19 protein-coding genes are annotated in these 19,884 nt (G+C 73.0%); 10 read left to right on the forward strand and 9 right to left on the reverse strand.

The genetic code is table 11. The annotated features are described in order from the left end of the window. Both ACLJPL_RS22890 and ACLJPL_RS22895 read left to right on the forward strand, forming a co-directional pair. On the forward strand, positions 1 to 196 hold a 196-nt coding region (locus ACLJPL_RS22890; protein ID WP_411082769.1), incomplete at its 5' end, for an integrase core domain-containing protein. Between the two features lie 114 nt (positions 197 to 310). Further along, a complete protein-coding gene (locus ACLJPL_RS22895) occupies positions 311 to 745 on the forward strand; it encodes a DUF2267 domain-containing protein (RefSeq protein ID WP_411082770.1) in 435 nt (144 codons plus the stop codon). Positions 746 to 827: 82 nt separating this feature from the next. Here ACLJPL_RS22895 and ACLJPL_RS22900 read toward each other — a convergent pair whose 3' ends face one another. The 3 genes from ACLJPL_RS22900 to ACLJPL_RS22910 all read right to left on the reverse strand — a co-directional run bounded on the left by ACLJPL_RS22900 (position 828) and on the right by ACLJPL_RS22910 (position 5,595). Beyond that, entirely contained in the window at positions 828 to 2,297 is a 1,470-nt protein-coding gene (locus ACLJPL_RS22900) for a SulP family inorganic anion transporter (protein WP_411082771.1), read from the reverse strand. 631 nt (positions 2,298 to 2,928) lie between these two features. Beyond that, the gene (locus tag ACLJPL_RS22905; protein WP_411082772.1) at positions 2,929 to 3,576 is read right to left on the reverse strand and encodes a class I SAM-dependent methyltransferase; all 648 of its coding nucleotides are present in this window, start codon (positions 3,574 to 3,576) and stop codon (positions 2,929 to 2,931) included. A 129-nt stretch (positions 3,577 to 3,705) separates the two neighbouring features. Further along, a complete protein-coding gene (locus ACLJPL_RS22910) occupies positions 3,706 to 5,595 on the reverse strand; it encodes an ABC transporter ATP-binding protein (protein ID WP_411082773.1) in 1,890 nt (629 codons plus the stop codon). A gap of 247 nt (positions 5,596 to 5,842) precedes the next feature. On the opposite strand from ACLJPL_RS22910, the gene ACLJPL_RS22915 reads away from it, so the two are divergent. The 3 genes from ACLJPL_RS22915 to ACLJPL_RS22925 all read left to right on the forward strand — a co-directional run bounded on the left by ACLJPL_RS22915 (position 5,843) and on the right by ACLJPL_RS22925 (position 8,320). Then, on the forward strand, positions 5,843 to 6,472 hold the full coding sequence (locus ACLJPL_RS22915) for a DUF6629 family protein (protein WP_411082774.1): 630 nt from the start codon (positions 5,843 to 5,845) through the stop codon (positions 6,470 to 6,472). Between the two features lie 209 nt (positions 6,473 to 6,681). Further along, positions 6,682 to 7,476 carry an SDR family NAD(P)-dependent oxidoreductase gene (locus ACLJPL_RS22920; protein ID WP_411082775.1) on the forward strand — a complete coding sequence of 265 codons (795 nt, stop codon included), beginning with the start codon at positions 6,682 to 6,684 and terminating at the stop codon, positions 7,474 to 7,476. Between the two features lie 130 nt (positions 7,477 to 7,606). Next, positions 7,607 to 8,320 carry a ribonuclease H gene (locus tag ACLJPL_RS22925; protein ID WP_411082776.1) on the forward strand — a complete coding sequence of 238 codons (714 nt, stop codon included), beginning with the start codon at positions 7,607 to 7,609 and terminating at the stop codon, positions 8,318 to 8,320. Between the two features lie 85 nt (positions 8,321 to 8,405). Here the strand turns inward: ACLJPL_RS22925 and ACLJPL_RS22930 are convergent, their stop codons facing one another. Then, on the reverse strand, positions 8,406 to 8,816 hold the full coding sequence (locus tag ACLJPL_RS22930) for an ATP-binding protein (RefSeq protein ID WP_411082777.1): 411 nt from the start codon (positions 8,814 to 8,816) through the stop codon (positions 8,406 to 8,408). 168 nt (positions 8,817 to 8,984) lie between these two features. On the opposite strand from ACLJPL_RS22930, the gene ACLJPL_RS22935 reads away from it, so the two are divergent. The 4 genes from ACLJPL_RS22935 to ACLJPL_RS22950 all read left to right on the forward strand — a co-directional run bounded on the left by ACLJPL_RS22935 (position 8,985) and on the right by ACLJPL_RS22950 (position 11,821). Further along, the gene (locus ACLJPL_RS22935; RefSeq protein WP_411082778.1) at positions 8,985 to 9,818 is read left to right on the forward strand and encodes a Scr1 family TA system antitoxin-like transcriptional regulator; all 834 of its coding nucleotides are present in this window, start codon (positions 8,985 to 8,987) and stop codon (positions 9,816 to 9,818) included. Positions 9,819 to 9,903: 85 nt separating this feature from the next. Beyond that, on the forward strand, positions 9,904 to 11,028 hold the full coding sequence (locus ACLJPL_RS22940) for a PP2C family protein-serine/threonine phosphatase (protein WP_411082779.1): 1,125 nt from the start codon (positions 9,904 to 9,906) through the stop codon (positions 11,026 to 11,028). An 81-nt stretch (positions 11,029 to 11,109) separates the two neighbouring features. After that, positions 11,110 to 11,367: a WhiB family transcriptional regulator gene (locus ACLJPL_RS22945; protein WP_411082780.1), complete on the forward strand. Its 258-nt coding sequence runs from the start codon at positions 11,110 to 11,112 to the stop codon at positions 11,365 to 11,367. A 100-nt stretch (positions 11,368 to 11,467) separates the two neighbouring features. Next, complete coding sequence (locus ACLJPL_RS22950) at positions 11,468 to 11,821, forward strand: YkvA family protein (RefSeq protein ID WP_411082781.1); 354 nt, start codon at positions 11,468 to 11,470, stop codon at positions 11,819 to 11,821. An 87-nt stretch (positions 11,822 to 11,908) separates the two neighbouring features. On the opposite strand, the gene ACLJPL_RS22955 is transcribed toward ACLJPL_RS22950, so the two are convergent. Further along, a complete protein-coding gene (locus ACLJPL_RS22955; protein WP_411082782.1) occupies positions 11,909 to 13,288 on the reverse strand; it encodes a DUF6777 domain-containing protein in 1,380 nt (459 codons plus the stop codon). Between the two features lie 179 nt (positions 13,289 to 13,467). Here ACLJPL_RS22955 and ACLJPL_RS22960 point away from each other — a divergent pair, with 179 nt between their 5' ends. Further along, positions 13,468 to 14,793, forward strand: a complete 1,326-nt coding sequence (locus ACLJPL_RS22960; RefSeq protein WP_411082783.1) for a streptophobe family protein — start codon at positions 13,468 to 13,470, stop codon at positions 14,791 to 14,793. On the opposite strand, the gene ACLJPL_RS22965 is transcribed toward ACLJPL_RS22960, so the two are convergent. The 4 genes from ACLJPL_RS22965 to ACLJPL_RS22980 all read right to left on the reverse strand — a co-directional run bounded on the left by ACLJPL_RS22965 (position 14,790) and on the right by ACLJPL_RS22980 (position 19,674). Continuing rightward, a complete protein-coding gene (locus ACLJPL_RS22965) occupies positions 14,790 to 15,809 on the reverse strand; it encodes a serine/threonine-protein kinase (RefSeq protein WP_411082784.1) in 1,020 nt (339 codons plus the stop codon). The genes ACLJPL_RS22960 and ACLJPL_RS22965 overlap by 4 nt on opposite strands. Before the next feature lie 6 nt (positions 15,810 to 15,815). Further along, a complete protein-coding gene (locus ACLJPL_RS22970) occupies positions 15,816 to 16,742 on the reverse strand; it encodes a hypothetical protein (protein ID WP_411082785.1) in 927 nt (308 codons plus the stop codon). Positions 16,743 to 16,751: 9 nt separating this feature from the next. After that, a complete protein-coding gene (locus ACLJPL_RS22975) occupies positions 16,752 to 19,115 on the reverse strand; it encodes an FHA domain-containing protein (RefSeq protein WP_411082786.1) in 2,364 nt (787 codons plus the stop codon). Positions 19,116 to 19,257: 142 nt separating this feature from the next. Further along, positions 19,258 to 19,674, reverse strand: a complete 417-nt coding sequence (locus tag ACLJPL_RS22980) for an ATP-binding protein (RefSeq protein WP_411082787.1) — start codon at positions 19,672 to 19,674, stop codon at positions 19,258 to 19,260. Positions 19,675 to 19,884 lie beyond the last annotated feature (210 nt).

Here is a 19,884-nt window from a genome sequence, read left to right on the forward strand (position 1 = left end):
CAACGGCAAAGTCGAACGCTTCAACCGCACCCTCGCCGACGAATGGGCCTACCAGCGGCCCTACACCTCCAACACCGAGCGCACGGCAGCCCTGGCAGACTTCCTCCACACCTACAACCACCACCGCAGCCACACCGCACTCGGAGGCCAGCCCCCGATCAGCCGAGTCAACAACCCTGCGGGTCAATACACCTAGGGCGTGTCCGGCGGATCAGGGCCGAATACCCCCCAGGGGGTGTAAGGCGGCGGTTTCGGAGAAGAAGCCAGAGACGACTGACACCGCAGGATGACGAGAAGGGCTGCCGCCGCCATGATTCCTGAGCCTCGGACCATCGCCGTCCCGAAGGCCATGACGTTCGACCGGCTGCTGGAGAAGATCAGGTACGAGGGCGCCTACCCCACCCGGGAACGTGCCGAAGAGGCCCTGCGCGCCGTACTGGGCGGCCTCGGACGGCAGATCGCCGGCGAGGAGCGGGTCGCGTTCGCCGCCGCGCTCCCCGAAGAAGCCGCCCTGATCTTCACCGCCGAGGCCCCCGGCATCGCCCCGTCCCCGGCCGCCGCCTTCGTCGACGACCTGGCCGCCCGCACCGGCGGCACCGCGGCCACCGCGCGCTGGGACGCGGGCACGGTGCTCGGTGCGACCGGATCCCAGATGGACCCGGCCCTCGTCACCCGCGTCATCGACGGCCTGCCGACCGGCTACGCCCTGCTCTTCGGCCGCGCGCAGCTCACCACGGCGGCCTAGGGCGTGTCCGGCGGATCTTGACCGGATAGGCCGGACACACCCTAGAAGGCGTGGTCGGGCGCACCAGCCCCTGAGAGCCTCCCTACCGGCGGATCGTCACCGGTTCGATCTCGCCGTTGTTGTGCCGGCGCGCCCAGTTCTCCAGGGCCACCCGGCAGGCGTGGTCGAGGTGGCGCAGGCCGGTCAGGTCCAGCTCCATGGGCTGGTCCTGCGGCAGCTTCTCCAACTGCTCCAGGATGCGCGGCAGTCGCAGGAAGGTCGCGTTCCCGGTGAGCGTCACCACGACCCGGCCGCCGGTGAGCCGGCGGGTGGAGAGCTGCACGTGGGAGGTCTCCCAGGCCGACTTGACGACGGCCAGCAACAGCCCCAGCACCACGCCCTCGAAGAGGTTGGTCACCACGATGGCCAGCGCGGTGACCGCCAACAGCACCGCCTCACCGCGGTGTTCGCGCCACAGCGGGCCGAACTCCTTGACGGGCACCAGCTTGCAGCCGGCGTGCACCAGGATCCCCGCGAGCGAGGCGAGCGGGATGATGCCGATGGCGGAGGGCAGCAGCGCGGCGAAGAGCAGCAGCCACACCCCGTGGGCGACCCGGGAGAGCGCGGTGGTGGCCCCGGCCTGGACATTGGCCGCGCTGCGGACGATGACCGCCGTCATCGGCAGTGCGCCGAGCGCCCCGCAGATCGTGTTGCCGACGCCCTGCGCGACCAGTTCCTTGTCGTAGTCCGTACGGGGCCCGTCGTGCATCCGGTCGATGGCCGCCGCGCTGAACAGGCTCTCGGCCGAAGCGATCAGGGCGAAGGCGAGGACGGTGCCGATGACGGCCACGTTCGCCAGGTTGCCGAATTCGGCGGCCCCCGGCAGATCGATGGCGTGCAGCAGCCCGTTCACGTCGGCGACCAGGGGCCGCAGCCCGGTCAGGGCGGCGACGGCGGTGGCCAGGCCGACCGCGGCGAGGGGCGCGGGGACGATGCGGACGCGGGCGGGCAGCTTCGGCCAGAGCAGCAGGACGGCGACCGTTCCGGCGCCGAGGCCGAAGGCGGTCAGGGCCTCGTTGTTCGTGGCGATCTCGACGGCCAGGCCGGGAAGCCCGGCGAGCTTGGCCAGCGCGGTGCCCGGCTGTTCGGTGTCGGCCATCGCGTACACCTGGCCCAGCACGATGACCAGGCCGATGCCGGCGAGCATGCCCTGCACCACGGAGACGGAGATGGCGCGGAACCAGCGGCCGAAGCGCGCGAGGCCCATCACCACCTGGAGCAGACCGGCGGCCAGGACGATCGGCCCGAGCGTGGCGAGGCCGAACTCCGTGACCGCCTCGTAGACCAGGACGGTGAGACCCGCGGCGGGGCCGCTGACCTGGAGTTTGCTGCCCGGCAGCATGCCGACGACGATGCCGCCGACGATGCCGGTGACCAGGCCGAGTTCGGCCGGTACACCGGAGGCGACGGCGACGCCGACGCAGAGGGGGAGGGCGACCAGGAAGACGACGAGTGACGCCAGCAGGTCACGGCGTACGACGTGGGGGTTCTTGAGTTCCTTCACGGTGATCACGGGTGACGATTCCCTTGTGTGTACGGTTCGCGCCCGGCCTCGGCCGGGTGCGAAAGGGTGGGGGGCGGGAAGCCGTCAGAGGCGGCCGGACGACGGGCCGCTCTCCGGCCGGTGAACGTTGATGGTGCCGGGGCGCGCCCCGTGGCAGCTCACGGGAGGGGTTTTCGTGGTCCGGCCGCGCGCGATGCGTTCGGTTTTCTTTGCGTTCGCGGCGACGCGTTCGGTGAAAGTCCGAACGTGTTCGACAAGGGGCTGCATGGTGGCCTGCCTCCTGCATCCGGCGGGTGCCGGGGAGCGGTGTGGTCGGGTCATATTGACGAATGCTTTGTTTAAATCCGTATGAATGTTCGGAAGGGGATCCTGCGTCTCACCTCGCACTTTGCCGAATAGTGAGCCCGTCCGGCCTTGCTGGAGCCGCTCCGGGGAGTACGACTACAGCTGAGCATATAGACCAGAACTTTGCTGTCGCATTACCTTCTCGTGAAGGAACGCGAATGCGCCATTCTTGTCATTCATTCGGCTTGTTCTTTGTGATTGCCAATGGGGTGTTCGAGCCCTGCGGGGCAGCAGGGCCAGGACGTGCCGAAGTGCCCCGCCGGCAGGCTGCCGGGGGGGCGGAGAGGGAGGGCCGTCAGACGCGGCGGCAGCGCAGGAACAGATGCGGCTCCGGCTCGCCCGCCGGATGGTCCGGGGTGAACAGCGTGCTCTGCCGCTCCTCCACGACGGTCCCCGCCCCGGCCGCCAGCGCGGTGAACTCGGCCGCCCCGAAGCTCGACACCCGTACCGGCTGCCCCATGAACACGGCGTCGACGTCCGCGACGTCCACCGGCACGGTCGCCACCACCAGACGGCCGCCGGGCCTGACCGCCCGCACGAGCCGGCCCAGCAGCTCCTTCTGGTCGTCACGGGAGAGTTGCAGCAGCGAGAAGTACGCGCACACGGCGTCGAACTCCCCGTCCGCCAGAGGCAGATCCCGGATGTCGGCGCAGAGGAACTCGGCATCCGGCACCTGCCGGGCGGCGAGCGCGGTCATCACCGGGGAGACGTCGACGCCCACCACCCGGTGCCCCGCCCCGGCCAGCGCCTGCGCGGTCGGGCGACCCGTCCCGCTGCCCACGTCCAGCACCCGGCTGCCCGGCGACAGGCGCTCCAGCAGCCCGTCCAGCGAGGCGCGATGGGCCGCCGAACCGGCGAAGGCCCGCTCATAATCGGCCCCCAGGGCGTCGAACACTGTTGCGGCGGGGAGTCCCGCGGGCTGTCCGAAGTCGGCGTGGCTCATCGGCGGGTCCTCCCGTGGTCGGCGGCCGTACGGGGCGGGGGGAAGCGCCCCGGCCGCTGTGAGCGTCCCCGGGCGGGCGGCCGAGTATGCGGAGCCGCCGCCGAGTGCCTCCCCCGATGTCGCGTCCCGTCAGCCGACCGGCTGGGCCTCGCTCGCGGACGGCCGCTCGAACTGGGTGCGGTACAGCTCCTCGTACCGCCCGCCCGCCGCGAGCAGTTCGGTGTGCGTGCCGCGCTCGACGATCCGGCCCGCCTCGACGACCAGGATCTGATCGGCCGCCCGTACGGTGGAGAGCCGGTGGGCGATCACCACGGCGGTCCGCCCCTCCAGCGCTTCGGCCAGGGCCTCCTGCACCGCGGCCTCGGAGGTCGAGTCGAGGTGCGCGGTCGCCTCGTCGAGGATGACGACGCGCTGACGGGCCAGCAGCAGCCGGGCGATGGTGAGGCGCTGGCGCTCGCCGCCGGAGAGCCGGTAGCCGCGCTCGCCGACCACCGTGTCCAGCCCTTCCGGCAGCGAGGCGACCAGGCCCTCCAGCCGGGAGCGGCGCAGGGCGTCCCAGATGTCGTCCTCGGTCGCGTCCGGCCGGGCCAGCAGCAGATTGGCGCGTACGGACTCGTGGAACAGGTGCCCGTCCTGGGTGACCATCCCCAGCGTGTCGCGGATCGAGTCGGCGCTCAGATCCCGTACGTCGACGCCGTTCAGCCGTACGGAACCGGCGTCCGCGTCGTACAGCCGGGGCAGGAGCTGCGCGATCGTCGACTTGCCCGCACCCGAGGACCCCACCAGGGCGATCATCTGACCGGGCTCGGCGCGGAACGACACCTCGTGCAGGACCGGGGAGCCGCCCCGGTCGTCCAGCGTCGCGACCTCTTCCAGCGAGGCCAGGGAGACCTTCTCGGCGGACGGGTAGCCGAAGGAGACCTGGTCGAACTCCACCGACACCTGGCCCTCCGGCACCTCACGGGCGTCCGGCTTCTGCTCGATCAGCGGCTTCAGGTCCAGGATCTCGAAGACCCGCTCGAAGCTGACGAGCGCGCTCATCACCTCGACCCGGGCCCCGGCCAGCGCGGTCAGCGGGGCGTACAGCCGGGTCAGCAGCAGGGCCAGCGCCACCACCGCTCCCGGCTCCAGCGTGCCGCGCAGCGCGTAGTAGCCGCCGAGCCCGTAGACCAGCGCGAGCGCCAGGGCGGAGACCAGGGTGAGGGCGGTGATGAACGCTGACTGGGCCATGGCGGAACGGACCCCGATGTCGCGCACCCGGCGGGCCCGCTCGGCGAACTCGGCCGACTCCCGCGACGGACGCCCGAACAGCTTGACCAGGGTCGCGCCGGGGGCGGAGAACCGCTCGGTCATCTGGGTGCCCATCGAGGCGTTGTGGTTGGCCGCCTCCCGCTGGAGCCCCGCCATCCTGGCCCCCATCCGGCGGGCCGGAACGACGAACACCGGGAGCAGGACCAGCGAGAGCAGCGTGATCTGCCACGAGATCGTGAGCATCACGGCGAGCGTCAGCAGCAGGGTGACCACGTTGGAGACGACCCCGGAGAGCGTGTTGCTGAACGCCCGCTGCGCGCCGATCACGTCGTTGTTGAGCCGGCTGACCAGAGCGCCGGTCCGGGTGCGGGTGAAGAAGGCGACCGGCATCCGCTGCACATGGTCGAAGACCGCGGTCCGCAGATCGAGGATCAGCCCCTCACCGAGATTGGCCGACAGCCACCGGGTGAGGAGGCCGAGCCCGGCCTCGGCGACCGCGATGAGGGCGATCAGCACGGCGAGCCGGGTGACCGTCCCGGAGTCCGCTCCGCGCACGATGGCGTCGACCACGCGCCCGGCCAGGACCGGGGTGGCCACCGCGAGCAGGGCGGTCACGACGCTCAGCAGGAGAAACCGGTTGATGCGCTGCCGATGGGGCCGAGCGAAGATCATGATCCGGCGTAGGGTCGCCTTCGAGAAGGGGCGGCGGTCCTGCTGGGCGTTCATCGCGCTGTGCAGCGACGTCCATGCCGTGACTTCCATGTCCATGGGGTGCTCCGAACTCTGCTGACCTGCTGATGGGGTTCTGGCCGTCCGGTGACGACGGCCTGTACGGGCCCCGCGGCCGGTGCGGCCCCGGGGATACCGAGAACGCTAGAACCTGGAGTTTGGTTGAGGTCAACAGGGCGCGCGGGACGGCTCCCCGCCGCTGCGCCGCCGCACCCCACGGCCCCCGGAGCCGTAGCGTGGCCCGGACGACGATCCGCCCGCCCGAACCGGACCCCGGGGTGACGCCATGTGCTGGAGCGCGACCGCCGACCTGGTGGCCGGTTCGGGGATCGCCGCGATCGGCGTGGTGACCCTCGCGCGCACCCGCCGGATCCGCGACCTCCCGCTGGCCGCGCTGCCGCTCCTGCTCGGCGCGCACCAGATCGTCGAGTCGGTGGTGTGGAACGCGGACGGCGGCACCGGACCCGCCACGCTCGCCTGGGCGGTGATCGCCCTGCCGCTGCTGGCGCTCTGGGTGCCGCTGGGCGTGTTCTGCGCCGCGCCGGAGGGGGCGCGCGCCCGGCTCGCGGGTCCGCTCGCAGCCGGAGCGGTCACGGCCGGGTTCCTCGCGTACGCCCTGGCCGCCCGGCCCGTGACGGCAGAGGTCCGGGGCCGCACCCTCGGGTACGCGGTCGACCTCCCGCACGCCCCACTGCTGGTCGGGGGCTATCTTCTGGCCACGATCGGGGCCCTGCTGCTCTCCGGCGACCGCGTCCTGCGGCTTCTCGGGGTCCTGGTGACGGTGGGCGCGGTGGTCTGCGTCGCGCTGTGGCGGATGGAGTTCATCTCCACCTGGTGCGCGTTCGCGGCGGTCTGCTCGGTGGTCCTGCTCGGCTGGGTCCACCGCCCCGCTCCCGCGGCCGCCCCGAGCGGGTGAGGCGGGCCGGCCGGGGTGTCCGGCAGTCCGCGCACCCCGATCGCGTGCTCCGGCGGGCGTCGGGGACCCGGCGGTGCGAGCCTGGGGGCCGGAGCGGGCCCGTGGGGCGAGCCCGACGACGTAACGGATCCCGCGAAGCGGGCCGAACGACGTGACCGTGACGGGCAGTGGGATCGGCAGAGGCAACGACGGACAAGGGGAGAAGCGGCGTGCGCATCGATCTGACGGGCAAGAACGCGGTGGTGACCGGCTCCTCGCAGGGCATCGGCCTCGCCATCGCCACCCGACTGGCCGCGGCCGGAGCGGAAGTCGTCCTGACCGGTCGCGGCCAGGAACGCCTGGACGCGGCGGCGCGGTCGCTGCGCGCGGAGGTGGACCGGGCGGCCGTCACGACGGTGGCCTGCGACCTGGCTACGGAGGAGGGGGCGCAACGGCTGTACGCGGCCGTCCCCGAGGCCGACGTCCTGATCAACAACCTCGGCGTCTTCGGGTCCCGCCCGCCGCTGGAGATCACCGACGAGGAGTGGCGGACGTACTTCGACACGAACGTCCTCAGCGCCGTGCGGCTGATCCGCCACTACCTGCCGGGGATGACCGGGCAGGGCTGGGGCCGGGTGCTGAACATCGCCAGCGACTCCGCGATCGTGATCCCCGCCGAGATGATCCACTACGGCATGTCCAAGACCGCGCTGCTCGCCGTCTCGCGCGGCTTCGCGAAGGAGGCGGCCGGAACGGGCGTGACGGTGAACTCCGTGATCGCCGGACCCACGCACACCGGCGGGGTGGAGGACTTCGTCTACGAACTGGTCGACAAGGACCTGCCCTGGGAGGAGGCGCAGCGCGAGTTCATGCGGCTGCACCGCCCGCAGTCCCTGCTCCAGCGGCTCATCGAGCCCGAGGAGATCGCCGACCTGGTGGTCTACCTCAGCTCCGCGCAGGCTTCGGCGACGACCGGGGCGGCGGTCCGGGTCGACGGCGGGTACATCGACTCGATCGTGCCCTGAGGGGCGACTGAGAGGCGATCGTGTCCTGAGGGGTGACCGTGCCCTGAGGGGTGCGCGCGGGGCGGACGGAGCGGCCGGAGGGGAGCCCGGGCCGGTCGGGGCGGTCATGCGGGGCTGGCATGATCGGGGAATGAACGAGAGCATCATCGCCGCGTGTGACGGGGCGTCCAAGGGAAATCCGGGACCGGCGGCCTGGGCCTGGGTCGTGGCCGACGCGCAGGGCAACCCCGTGCGCTGGGAGGCGGGCCCGCTCGGCGCCGCGACGAACAACATCGCCGAGCTGACCGCCCTGGCACAGCTGCTGGAGTCCACCGACCCGGCGGTGCCCGTCGAGGTGCGGATGGACTCGCAGTACGCCATGAACGCCGTGACCAAGTGGCTGCCCGGCTGGAAGCGCAACGGCTGGAAGACCTCGGCGGGCAAGCCGGTCGCCAACCGCGAGCTGGTCACCCGCATCGACGCCCTGCTCACGGCCCGCTCGGTGACCTTCCGCTATGTGCCCGCCCACCAGGTCGACGGCGACCCGCTGAACGCGCTCGCCGACCAGGCGGCGAGCGAGGCGGCGGTGGCCCAGCGCCCCGCCGGTACGGCGCACGGCGCGACGGTCCTGCCCGTGCCCGCCCCGGCCCGGTCGACGAAGGGCCGTACGGACGCGGGCGGCGGCGCGGGAGGCGCGCAGGGCAAGAGCGCTTCGGGCGCGTCCCGGACCGGGCGGTCCGGCGGCACCATCAAGGCGCGGTTCGCGGGGCGGTGCCACTGCGGAAAGCCGTACGCGGCCAAGGAGCCGATCGCGAAGAACCCGAACGGCTGGGGTCACCCGGAGTGCCGTACGGTCCCGGCCTGATCACACGGGAAGCCTCTGATCACGCGGGGGAGTCTTTTGCCCCGCTCGCCGAGGAAGTCCCGCACCCCGATCGCGCGGCGGAGCCTCAGACGTCGGCCCAGACGAGCATGCCCGCCAGCGCGGCGCGCGCTCCCCAGCGCTCGGCGAGCGCTTCCACGAGGAGAAGGCCCCGGCCGTCCTCCGCCAGACAGTCGAGCGAGTCGTCGCCGTCCGGGCCGTCCGCCGCCGGAGCGGCGGCGACGGTCGGGCCGGCCCAGTCGCGTGGGGTCGCCGGGGCCGGGATGCGCGCCCGGCCGCGGTTCCAGACGCAGATCCGCACCCCGTCAGCCGAACGGAGGAGCCGACAGCGGATCCGGCGGGTACTGGTGTGCTGTACGGCGTTGGTGACCAGTTCCGTCACTATCAGTGCCGCCGCCTCGATGCGTTCCGCCGGTTCTCCCCACGCCCGCATCGCCTCCTGCACGCGATGACGGGCTTCCGGGACGCCCCCGGGCAACCGGGGGACCCACCAGCTGTGTGCACCTCTGACGCCCCCACCGGCGGGAGCGCGTTCTGCGCAACTGACTATTTCCGACATGTATGTACTCTCGGCGCAAAGTGCATACTTTGCAAGCGACAGAATGTCCAAGGCTCCGCCCCGGGGCTCGACGAATGAGGTACGCGCATGCGACCCCGCTCCGGTCCCACCGTGGAGCACCGCGTCCTGGCGGCCCGCCTGCGGCTGCTGCGGGAACGCGCCGGAGTCAGCCTCAGGACCGCCGCCGACGCGCTGGACGCGCACCCCGCCACCGTACGGCGGATCGAGCGGGCCGAGACCGGGCTCGACGCCCTCCAGGTCGCCGGGCTGCTGCGCTGTTACGAGGCTCCGCCGACCGTGGCGGAGTCGATCCTGGCCGGACTCGGCGCCGCGAACCTGCCCGGCTGGTGGCACGGCTGGCGGGACGCGATGGAGAGCTGGCAGCAGGACGTCATCGGGGTGGAGTCGTCGGCCAGCCTCGTGCGCACCTGGCACCCCGCCCTCGTACCCGAGCTGCTGCGCACCCCCGCCTACGCCGCCGGCCTGTATCGGATGCGGTACCCCGAGGACAGCCCCGCCAGGCTGGAGCGCCGCGTCGAGCTGCTGGGGGAGCGGCGGCGTCGGCTGGGCGAGCGCGGCACGGCCCTGTGGGCCCTGCTCCCGGCCGCCGCGCTGCATACCCGGGTCGGGGACCCGGAGACCATGGCCGGGCAGCGCGAGGCCCTCGCGGAGGTGATGGAGCAGCAGCACGTCACCGTCCAGGTGGTGCCGCTGGACCACCCGCCGCACGCCCTCACCGCCGTGCCGCCCCTGCACCTGCTGCGCGTGCCCGCCCCGGAGATCGGCGACCAGGCGGTCCTGGAGACCCCCGGCGTACGCGTCGATCTCGTCGACGACCCGGAGGCCGTGATGGCCCACCGCATCCGGCTGGACGCCGCGTGCGCCGCCGCACCGCCCCCCGGCACCCCGCTGCCGCTCTGACCGCCCGGGGCCGGGGCCGTACGACCGGGGCCCTGGGGCGCGCCGCCGGGATGCGGCGCGTGTCCCCGCCGTACAGCGTGGGGGAGTGGTGCTACAGCGCAGGGCTCAGTGGATCCCGGCCGGGGTCATCGTGCTGGCCGTCGTCATCGACCTGGCCACCCCGACGGACGTCACCTCCGCGCCCCTGCTGATGGCCGCGCCCGTCGCCGCCGCACCGCTGCTGCCCCTGCCCGGGATCATCGCGATCGGCGCCCTCGCGATGGCCGTCCACGCGGTCCTCGCCTGGGTCGACGGCACCTTCGGCTGGCAGCGGGGCGTGGCCAACCAGCTCACCCTTCTGGCCGTAACCGTGCTCGCCGTCCTCATCAACCGCGCCCTGGAGGGCCAGAACGCCCGGACCCGGCGCGCCCGCCAGGTCGCCGCCGTGGCCCAGACCGCCGTCCTGCCCAGACCGCCGTCCCGGCTGGGGGAGCTGCGGATCGCCGCCCGATACGTCCCCGCCGAGGACGAGGCGATGATCGGCGGCGACCTCTACGTCGTGCAGGAGACCCCGCACGGCGTGCGGGTGATGGTCGGGGACGTCCGGGGCAAGGGGCTGGGCGCGGTCAGCGCGGTCTGCGCGGACATCGGGGCCTTCCGGTACGCCGCCGACGAGGCGGAGGACCTGACCGGCCTGGTGACCTCGCTGGAACGGGCCCTGCTGCGCGAGGGCGGCCGGCGCGGTGGCCAGGAGCAGGACGAGGGGTTCACCACGGCGCTGATCGTGGAGTTCGCCGCGGGCCTCGACACCGTACGGATCGTCAACCGGGGCCATCCGCCGCCGGTGCTCCTGGACGCCCGGGGCGCGGCCACCGTCCTCGAACCGTCGCAGGAGTCGCCCCCGCTCGGCATGGCCGCCCTGGGGGCCTGGCCGTTCCCGGTCGACGCGTTCCCCTTCCCGCCCGGCTCCACGCTGCTGTGCTACACGGACGGCGTCACCGAGGCCCGCGATGAAGCCGGCCTCTTCTACGACGCGGCCGTCCGGCTGCCCCGCCTCCTGCGCCACCGCACGGCCGTGGGCGACCCGCCCACCCCCGCGCAGATCCTCCACCTGCTCATCGAGGACGTCGGACGCCACACCGGCGGCCGCATCCAGGACGACCAGGCCCTCCTGGCCCTGCACCGCCCCGATCCGGGACGGAGCCCGTTTCCCGGCCGCCCACGTGTTTGAGGCGTCGATCGTCGGTCACCCGGACGAGTACACCCGTACGGCACGCGCCTACGGCACGCATCGACACCGGGAGTGAGCAGCATGGAGAACTGGCGCACGCACGCGGCCTGCCGCGAGGAGGACCCGGACCTGTTCTTCCCCATCGGAAGCTCGGGCCCCGCGATCGTCCAGGCCGAGCAGGCCAAGGCGGTCTGCCGGACCTGCCCGGTCCAGGCGGAGTGCCTGGAGTGGGCCCTGGAGAACGGCCAGGACTCCGGAGTCTGGGGAGGACTCGCCGAGGACGAACGACGCGCGCTGAAGCGCCGCAGCCGCAGGCGGGCCAAGAACACCGCGGGCTGACCCCCGGGACCGGCTCCCGGGGCGCGTTCCCCGCACGGTGAATCGGTGACACCGCCCCCGCGCCGTCGTCAGCGGCGACCGAGCGGGTACACGATGAGCCATGGACACCACCGCTTGGCTCGTCGTCGCCGCCATCGCCGCGCTGATCATGTTCGCCCTGGCCGCCGTACTGCTGGTACGCGTGGTCAAGGCCAGGAAGCTCCTGGTGGACGCCGGAATCCCGCTGCGCGACAAGGCGCTCGTCTGGGCGGCCGTCATCTACACCGTGTCTCCCGTGGACCTGTTGCCCGACCCCGTCTACCTCGACGACATCGGATTCCTGCTGCTGGCGCTGCGCTCGCTGCACACCGCCGCCGCGTCGGCCGGACTGGGGAAGGCGAAGAGGACCGCCGCGCCGGTGGAGATCCCGAAGCCCGAGAGGGCGGCGAAGCCCCGGCCGGACGTGGTGGGCTAGCCCTTCCGCGGCCCCGCCGCCGGTGCTCCGGTCAGCGGCTCAGGTTCCGGGCTCCTCACGCTCCGGCCTCCTCACGTGCCGGGCTCCTCATGTGCCGGGCTCCGAGGCGCCCGGATTCTGGGGCAGAGGCGCCGACTGGGTGTCCGGCTGCTGTTCCTCCGGCGGCGCCGGCTGGGTGTCGGGGTCGGGCTTGGGCGGGTCGTCCGGCTGCGCGGGCTCGCTGTCGGGCCGGGGCGTGGGCGGAGTGTCCTGCCCAGGAGGCGTGTCACGGTCGCCCGGAGGCGTGGTGCCGTCCCTCGGGGACGGGCTGTCGCGAGGGGGCGGCACCTCACCCGGCGTCGGGGGACAGGAGCGGTTCGGGTCGTCGCCGGAGCCCGGGCAGGAGTCGGGCGGAGCGGTCTTCTCGTCCTTGCCGCCGGTGTCTCCCGCCGGACGGGTGAACCAGTCACCGCTGTCCGGATCGACCATCTTGAACTCGTCCACCGGCTTCGACGACGGCTTCACCACGACGACGTCCGACGCCCGGTAGCCCGGCCATGCCTTGCCCGTCTGTTTCGGGGTGCCCTCCTGGGCCACGGGCGGCAGCAGCGGATTGCCGCAGGCGCAGCGCACCCGGGGCACCCCGCGGTCGTCGACGAGCACCGCCGTACCGGCCTGGAGCACCGCTTGATAGGGCGTCGCCTTACCGTCCCGGAAGCCGTGGTTGGTCACGCGGGTGTCCATCCGCAGCTGTACGGGGGTGAGCGCGCGGAGATAGTCGGGGACGGCGGACGGCTCGATGTCCTGGACCGAGGCGAACGCCCGGTTCTTGTCCGGAGCCGCCCGCAGGACCTTGATCTGCTTCTCCACATCGCAGCTGGCGACCTTGCGGGTGCCCCCGTAGAGACCCGGCGCCGCTCCGTCCACCCCGCGCGTCACCTGCGACCCCGTGGCCGAGGCGCTCGGGACCGCGGACGGGGAGGCGGATTCCGGATCGGCATCGCTCTCGCGCGCCGTGGACTCGGTGAACGGATCCGGGCCGGACTCGCCGGCCGGCTGGAGGAACACCTCGCCGCCCGCCTTCGAACCGCCGTCGTCGGGTCGGGTCAGGAACACCACCAGCCCCACGGCCACGACCACGGCCGTCACGATCGCGGCGATCCGGGGGACGGAACGCCACCACGGCCGCCCGGGACCGGGATCCGGGGCGGCGCCGGAGCCGCTGCCGGAACCGGGGCCGCTTCCCGAGCCGCCTTCCGAACCGCCCGAACCGGAACCGGAGCCACTTCCGGAGCCGCCGGAGTCGCCCGGTCCGCCCCGGCCGCCGCTGGAACCGCCCGAGCCGCCGTGGTCACCGCCGCTCGGCGGCCCGGGCGGTGCGCCGGGCACGGTGGGGGGCGGGGGTGTCGGGCCGGACTGGGAGGGGCCCGAGAGCGGACCGGATGGCGGTCCTGTGGGGCGGCCGGAGGACGGCGGTTGTTCACTCACGGGCTCTGCTCCCCGAAGTTGGGACCCGCCCCGGACTCCCGCTCCCACACAGGGGGCATCCAGGGCGATCCGGGCCTTATCGCCCTCATTGTGTGTCCCGCCCGGGGGCTCCCCGCAAGCGGAGGGAGAGGCCGTTTCCCCGGGAAGCGGAGTGCCGGGCCACTGCTTAGCGTGGCAGCGTGAACGTCCGGGCGAGCAACGACAAGACCGGCGCGACGCGCGCACCGCACGGCTGGCGCGACGCCCTCGTGGCGGTACTGGCCGCGGCCCTGGCCATGCTGGTGACGGCCGCCCTTGGCCTCTGGGCCGCCGGAGCGGCCGGGCTGCCCGGCGGGGCCTTCCCCCGTGTGGTCGCCGCGGTCGTCGTGATGGCGGCGGGCGGTTCCGTGGGGCTGTCGGGCGACGCCGGTTCCCTCGTGGGCGCGCGGGCGGGGCTCTCGGTGCTCCCGCTGTCGGTGACCCTGGCGGGCGCGCTCCTCCTCGCCCACGGCTTCCTCCGCCCGCTGCGCCACCGGGCCGTCGCGGGAGGCCGTGAACTGGCGGGCTGGGCGGGCCGCGTCGCCGTCCTCTGGCTCGTGGTCCTGGTCGTCCTCTCGCTTCTGGCCCGGCACACGTTCACCCTCCCGGCCGAAAGCCTCACGGGTGACGGAACGGGTGACGGAACGGGCGACGGAACCGGTGACGGTTCCGGGGACGCCCTCGGGGACGTGGTGGGCGACTCGGCGCGGATCGGATTCCGGGCCGAGATCCCGTCGACCCTGCTCCTCGGCCTGCTCTGGCTGGCCGGCGTCCTCTTCCTGGCGCTCCTCGTCTCGCGCCGCGCGCCGCTCCCGCCCCGGTTGGTGCGCTTCCAGGAGACCGTACGCCCGGCCGCCTCCGCCATGGTGGCGCTGCTCCTCGTCTCCGTCGCCCTGGGCGTCGTCGCCGGACTCGTCGTGATGGTGGTCCGCGGACACCCCGCCCAGACCCTCGCGGTGATCCTCCTCGGGCTGCCCAACCTGGTCTGGCTCGCGTTCACCGTGGGCCTCGGCGCCTCCTGGGAGGGCAAGGTGCAGGGCCCCTTCGGCCTGCCGATGCCCCAGGTCCTCGACTCGGTCCTCCGTACGCCCGACCTCTCCACCGTCAACCTGCGCACCCTCGCCGCCCAGGACGGGCGCGTCTGGTGGCTGCTCGTCGTCGCCGCCCTCCTGGTGCTCGGCGCGGCCTTCCTCATGGCGGTCCGCTCGCCCGCCCGGACGCGGCCCTGGCAGCACGCCCTGCATCTGGCGGTCGCGCTCACCCTGACGGTGCTGCTCATCGGCCTGACCGCCGCGCTCTCCGCCCGCTACGGCCTCTCCCTGCTGGGCATCGGCGACCTCGGCGGCGGCCTCGACGGGGAGGTGTCGCTGCGCCCCCGGCTGTGGACCGCCCTCGGCATCGCCTTCCTGTGGGGTCTGGTCGCCGGGTTCCTCGGCGGGATCGCCGCCTCCCGGGTGCGCCGGCGGGGTGAGGCGGCGCCGGACTAGGCGATGCCCGGGAACACCGGGCGGGCCCAGCGCGGCGGCCCGGGCGGCGGCTCGGGCGTCGCGGTCCAGGAACCGGCCCGCGCGTCCACCCGGGTCGGAGCGTGGTCCCCGGCCGCGATCCCGGACGCCGCCGCCCGCAGCGCCGCCACGAACCGCAGGCAGGTCTCATAACGGTCGTCCGGCGACTTGGCCAGCGCCTTCGCCAGTACGCCGTCGACCGCACCCGGCAGGCCGGGCCGCTGCCCGCTCGGCGGAGGCGGCGGGTCGTACTGATGGGCCCACAACAGGGCCATGTCGTCGTCCCGCTGGAAGGGCGGAGCGCCGGTCAGGGTCTCCTGCACGACGCACGCCAGGCTGTACACATCGCACCGCCCGTCCACCGGCTTCCCCGAGATCTGCTCGGGCGCCACATAGTCGAGCGTCCCGACGAACTGGCCGACCGTGGTGAACCCCGTCAGCGACAGCGACTTCTTCGTCAGCCCGAAGTCCGTCAGATACACGTGCTCCGGATGGTCGCTGTCGGTCCCCGCCGCCACCAGGATGTTGCCCGGCTTCACATCGCGGTGCACCAGGTCGTGGTCGTGGGCCGCGTCCAGCGCCGACGCCACCTGCCCGCCGATCCGGACGGCGGCGGTGAGGTCGAGCGGACCGCGCCGGTCGATCAGCACCCGGAGATCGGCGCCCGCGACGTAACGCATCGCGATGTAGAGGAGCCCGTCCGTCTCACCGGCCTCGAACACCGGCACGATATGGGGGTGGTCGATCGCGGCCGCCACCCGCGACTCATGGGTGAACCGCTGGCGGAAGGTATCGTTGCGGGCCAGCTCCGGGGCGAGCAGCTTCAGCGCGACGGTCCGGTCCAGCCGCAGATCCCTGGCCCGGTAGACGACCGCCATGCCGCCCCGGCCGATCTCGGCCTCCACCAGATAACCGGCGATCCGCTTCCCGACGAGCTCGTCGTCCCGGCCGGCAGGCAACCCGGCGTCGTGCGACGGGGGAGGCGGGGGAGGAGCCATGGCCCGTCACCGCCCCGCGTCCCCGGAGGCCCCGCCACCGGCGGAGTCGTCGGGTGTGACTACGCGGGTGGGTTCGGGGTCTTCGGGTGTGACTACGCGGGTGGGCTCGGGTCCTTCGGGTGCGACCACGCGGGTGGGTTCGGGTTGGTCGGGTGTGACCACGCGGGTGGGCTCGGGTCCTTCGGGTGTGACCACGCGGGTGGGCTCGGGTTGGTCGGCGGGTACGACGCGCGTGGGTTCGGGACCGCCGGACGTGGCCAACCGGGTCGGTTCCGGCTCATCCGGGGCGACCCTGCGCGTGGGCTCCGCTCCGGCTGCTCCCGGGCTCGAGGCTCCCGTTGATCCCGCCCCCGTAACTCCCGCCCCCCTGGCACCCACCCCCATAGCTCCCGCCCCCGTAACTCCCGCCCCCGACACCCCCGGCTTCGAAGCCCCCGCCCTCGACGCTCCCGGCCCCGCCTCCGCCGCGTACGTACTGAGCTGCGTCCCGTCGCAGAAGACCCACCGTTCGTGCTCGGCGTCGTACAGCCACACCGACTCCCCGTCCACGACCATGCCCACCCGCAGCCCCCGCGTCCGCTGCTGGAAGCTCTCCCCGTCGCTGCGCCCCTCCGCCAGGTCCTGGGCCGCGCGCCGGTACTGGTTGAGGGCCTCCTCCGCCCGCGCCAGCAGGGGCCGCGGGTCCGCCGTGCGGGCGAGCGGCTGACCGGCTGCCGGAGGGGTCCGCGGTACGGAGACGAGGAGCCGCCCGTCGACCCAGGCCGCCCAGCCGTTGGAGCAGGCGACATGGGCCCAGTCGCCCCGCCGGTCCAGCAGCTGCACCGGGAGCAGGGCGTCCAGGGCGTCGGTGGGCCGGGTGACCTCGGGGGCCTCCCACGCGGGCAGCCCGTCCGGCGGGACGACATGGGTGGGGAGGAAATCGGGCGTCGCCATGGCACCGCCTCACTTCCGCATGACGGCGGGCTCATGCCGCCGCAGCAGTTTCGCGACGACGAATCCGAAGAGGGCGGAGAGCACGACGAGCATGCCCATGTTGAGCAGCCAGATCCCGGCGGAGTGCCCGAACAGCGGGTCGGACGTCAGGTCGCCCGGGACGATGCGGGCCAGATCGATCGTGCCGGCCATCGCGCCCAGCGCCCACCGCGACGGGATCAGCCAGGACAACTGCTCCAGTCCGGGGACCCCGTTCAGCTTGAGCAGCGCGCCGCAGAACACCACTTGGACGATGGCGAGGAGGACGAGCAGGGGCATCGTCACCTCCTCCTTGCGCACCAGGGCGGAGACCAGCAGGCCGAGCATCATCGCGGTGAACGACAACAGCGCCACGGCCAGGGTGATCTCCACGAGTGGTGGCAGGAACACCCCTTCGCCGCCTGGCGCGTTGAGGTCGACGCCGACGAGTCCCACCAGCGTCAGCACGATGGCCTGGAGGACCGTGATGGTCCCGAGGACCACGATCTTCGACATCAGGTACGCGGATCGGGAAAGGCCGACCGCCCTCTCCCGCTGGTAGATCACCCGTTCCTTGACCAGCTCCCGTACGGCGTTGGCCGCTCCGGTCAGCACTCCGCCCACGCACAGGATGAGCAGCGCGTTCATCGCCGTCTCCTGGGTGAGCCTGCTGCCGGCCAGGGCGCGGGCCATCGCCCCCATGACGAAGGGCAGGGCGATCATGATGATCAGGAACGTACGGTCGGCGCCGAGCGCGGAGGCGTACCGGCGCACCAGGGTATGGAGTTGCGCCCCCCAGTTACGGGTCTTCGGCGGCGGGGCGACGGACGCGCCGGGCGCGGCCGGGGGCAGCTGGGGCTGCGCGGAGGCGCTCACGACGTACTGCCGGTGGAAGGGGGAGTCCGCGTAGGTGGCCGCCCAGTCCCGGTCCCGGTCGTTCTCGAACGCCTCGAACGCCTCCGGCCACTCCTCGAAGCCGAAGAACGCGAGGGCGTCCGCCGGCGGGCCGTAGTAGGCGATGCGCCCGCCGGGCGCGAGGACGAGCAGCCGGTCGCAGACCTCCAGGCTCAGCACGCTGTGCGTGACGACGATGACCGTACGGCCGTCGTCGGCGAGGCCGCGCAGCATGTGCATGACGGAGCGGTCCATCCCGGGGTCGAGCCCCGAGGTCGGTTCGTCCAGGAAGAGCAGGGAGGGTTTCGTCAGCAGCTCCAGGGCCACGCTCACCCGCTTGCGCTGTCCGCCGGAGAGGCTGTGGATCGGCTGGTCGACGCGTTGCTCCAGGCCCAGTTCGTGGATGACTTCCGAGACCCGGGCCTGCCGCTCCTCTTTCGCGGTGTCCTGCGGGAAGCGGAGCTCGGCGGCGTAACCGAGGGCTTTGCGGACCGTCAGCTGGGAGTGGAGGATGTCGTCCTGCGGTACGAGCCCGATGCGCTGGCGCAGCTCGGCGAAGTCCCGGTAGAGGTCACGGCCGTCGTAGAGGACGGTGCCGCTGTCCGCCGGGCGCAGTCCGGTGAGCGCGTTCAGCAGTGTCGACTTTCCGGCGCCGCTGGGCCCGACGACGCCGAGGAGGCACTTTTCGCCCACGGGGAAGGAGACCCCGTCCAGCAGCGTCTTGCCGCCCTTGCCCGCCTTGCCGACCGTGACCTCCAGATCCTGGACGTCGAGCGACACCTCACCGGTGTCCACGAACTCCTGGAGTACGTCCCCGACCAGGCTGAACGCCGAGTGGCCGATGCCGACGATGTCACCCGCGCCGACGAGCGCCCGGGTGACGGGCTGGCCGTTGAGGAAGGTGCCGTTGTGACTGCCGAGGTCGACGATCTCGTGCCGGCCGTCTGCGAGCGCCCGCAGTTCGGCGTGGTGCCGGGAGACCACGAGGTCGTCGATGACGAGGTCGTTGTCGCCGTCGCGGCCGATGCGCACGGTCTTCGCGGGCAGTGGCCGTACGGTGGTCGGCCGGCGGAAGGTGCCGGTCGCGGCGGGCATCGAGACGGCCGATGGGCGGTCGGCGGCGCTGGGGCGGGCCGGGGGCTCCCGTCCGAGCAGGACGGCGCGGGGGCCGTCGCTCGGGTTGCCGAAGTGGATGACGCTGCCCGCGCCGACGCCCGACTCATGGATCCGGTGGCCGCCGAAGTACGTGCCGTTGGTGCTGTCCTCGTCCTGGAGCGTCCAGTGACCGGCTTCGGGGTGGAGCACCGCGTGGTGCCAGGAGACCCGGGCGTCGTCGATGACGATGTCGCTCTCGGGGTCGCGCCCGACATGGTAGTCCCGGCTCGGGCTCATCACCGTGGAGCCGAGATCGGTCTCCAGGACGAGCTCGGGCGCAGTCGGCGCTGCGGGCCGCTCTCCCATGTCTGAATTCTATCGAGACGTCACGATCGCCGCCCGTTGCCGGTCCGTCCCGGTGCGACGACCCGGTGTCGCCGCCGTTCGCAGGGTGACCGTCCGGCGAGAGGCGGGCCTCGGAACGGCGTGGGGACCGGGCCCCGGGGCGTCAGCGCGGCACGGTGGCGAGGATGACCTTTCCGCCGTCCGCCGCATCGCGGACCGTGACCTCCTGGGCCAGCCGCTGGACCATCGGCCACCCGAAACCGCCGTTGCGGCCCGTCAGATCGGGCGTCCGGTCCTGGGGCCGGGCCGGGCTCGGGTCGGTGATCCGGACCTGGACGCTCGTGCGGTCGGCGGTCAGCCAGAGGGCGGTGACGGCCCCCGCGTGCCGGACGGCGTTGGTGACCAGCTCCGACACCAGGAGCAGCAGGTTCTGCACCACGTGCGCGGTCGGCTTCGGATTGAGCATCGCTACGAAGGTGCTCACCGCGTCCCGTGCGTCGGCGGCCTTCTCCGGGCGGCACACGAAGTCCGTGCGGGTCGCTCCGTCCGGCGAAAGTGTCATCAGCATGCGGTCATTCATGGCGGTCACCCCGTCGCGTTGAGCTTTCTGGCTGACCGGTCGCGTACCCCCGCTGCGGCGTTTCATGAGAGCACCGTGAGGGAGCGTGCGAAGTACCCACGGACGGCTCAGCCCTCGCACCTAGGGCGTGTCCGGCGGGGACCGGGGCGGGTCGCCGTCCGTGGGCCGACGGCCTGAGCCGGTTCGCGGCGACGATGCCGGCCCTCCCGG

The organism is Streptomyces sp. cmx-18-6 (assembly GCF_046548915.1).
Taxonomy (GTDB): domain Bacteria; phylum Actinomycetota; class Actinomycetes; order Streptomycetales; family Streptomycetaceae; genus Streptomyces.

Coding starts and splice junctions, on each gene's coding strand:
- ACLJPL_RS22895 (WP_411082770.1), top strand. CDS start 311: ATGATTCCTGAGCCTCGGACCATCGCCGTCCCGAAGGCCATGACGTTC.
- ACLJPL_RS22905 (WP_411082772.1), bottom strand. CDS start 3,576: ATGAGCCACGCCGACTTCGGACAGCCCGCGGGACTCCCCGCCGCAACA.
- ACLJPL_RS22910 (WP_411082773.1), bottom strand. CDS start 5,595: ATGGACATGGAAGTCACGGCATGGACGTCGCTGCACAGCGCGATGAAC.
- ACLJPL_RS22915 (WP_411082774.1), top strand. CDS start 5,843: ATGTGCTGGAGCGCGACCGCCGACCTGGTGGCCGGTTCGGGGATCGCC.
- ACLJPL_RS22925 (WP_411082776.1), top strand. CDS start 7,607: ATGAACGAGAGCATCATCGCCGCGTGTGACGGGGCGTCCAAGGGAAAT.
- ACLJPL_RS22935 (WP_411082778.1), top strand. CDS start 8,985: ATGCGACCCCGCTCCGGTCCCACCGTGGAGCACCGCGTCCTGGCGGCC.
- ACLJPL_RS22945 (WP_411082780.1), top strand. CDS start 11,110: ATGGAGAACTGGCGCACGCACGCGGCCTGCCGCGAGGAGGACCCGGAC.
- ACLJPL_RS22950 (WP_411082781.1), top strand. CDS start 11,468: ATGGACACCACCGCTTGGCTCGTCGTCGCCGCCATCGCCGCGCTGATC.
- ACLJPL_RS22965 (WP_411082784.1), bottom strand. CDS start 15,809: ATGGCTCCTCCCCCGCCTCCCCCGTCGCACGACGCCGGGTTGCCTGCC.
- ACLJPL_RS22970 (WP_411082785.1), bottom strand. CDS start 16,742: ATGGCGACGCCCGATTTCCTCCCCACCCATGTCGTCCCGCCGGACGGG.
- ACLJPL_RS22975 (WP_411082786.1), bottom strand. CDS start 19,115: ATGGGAGAGCGGCCCGCAGCGCCGACTGCGCCCGAGCTCGTCCTGGAG.
- ACLJPL_RS22980 (WP_411082787.1), bottom strand. CDS start 19,674: ATGAATGACCGCATGCTGATGACACTTTCGCCGGACGGAGCGACCCGC.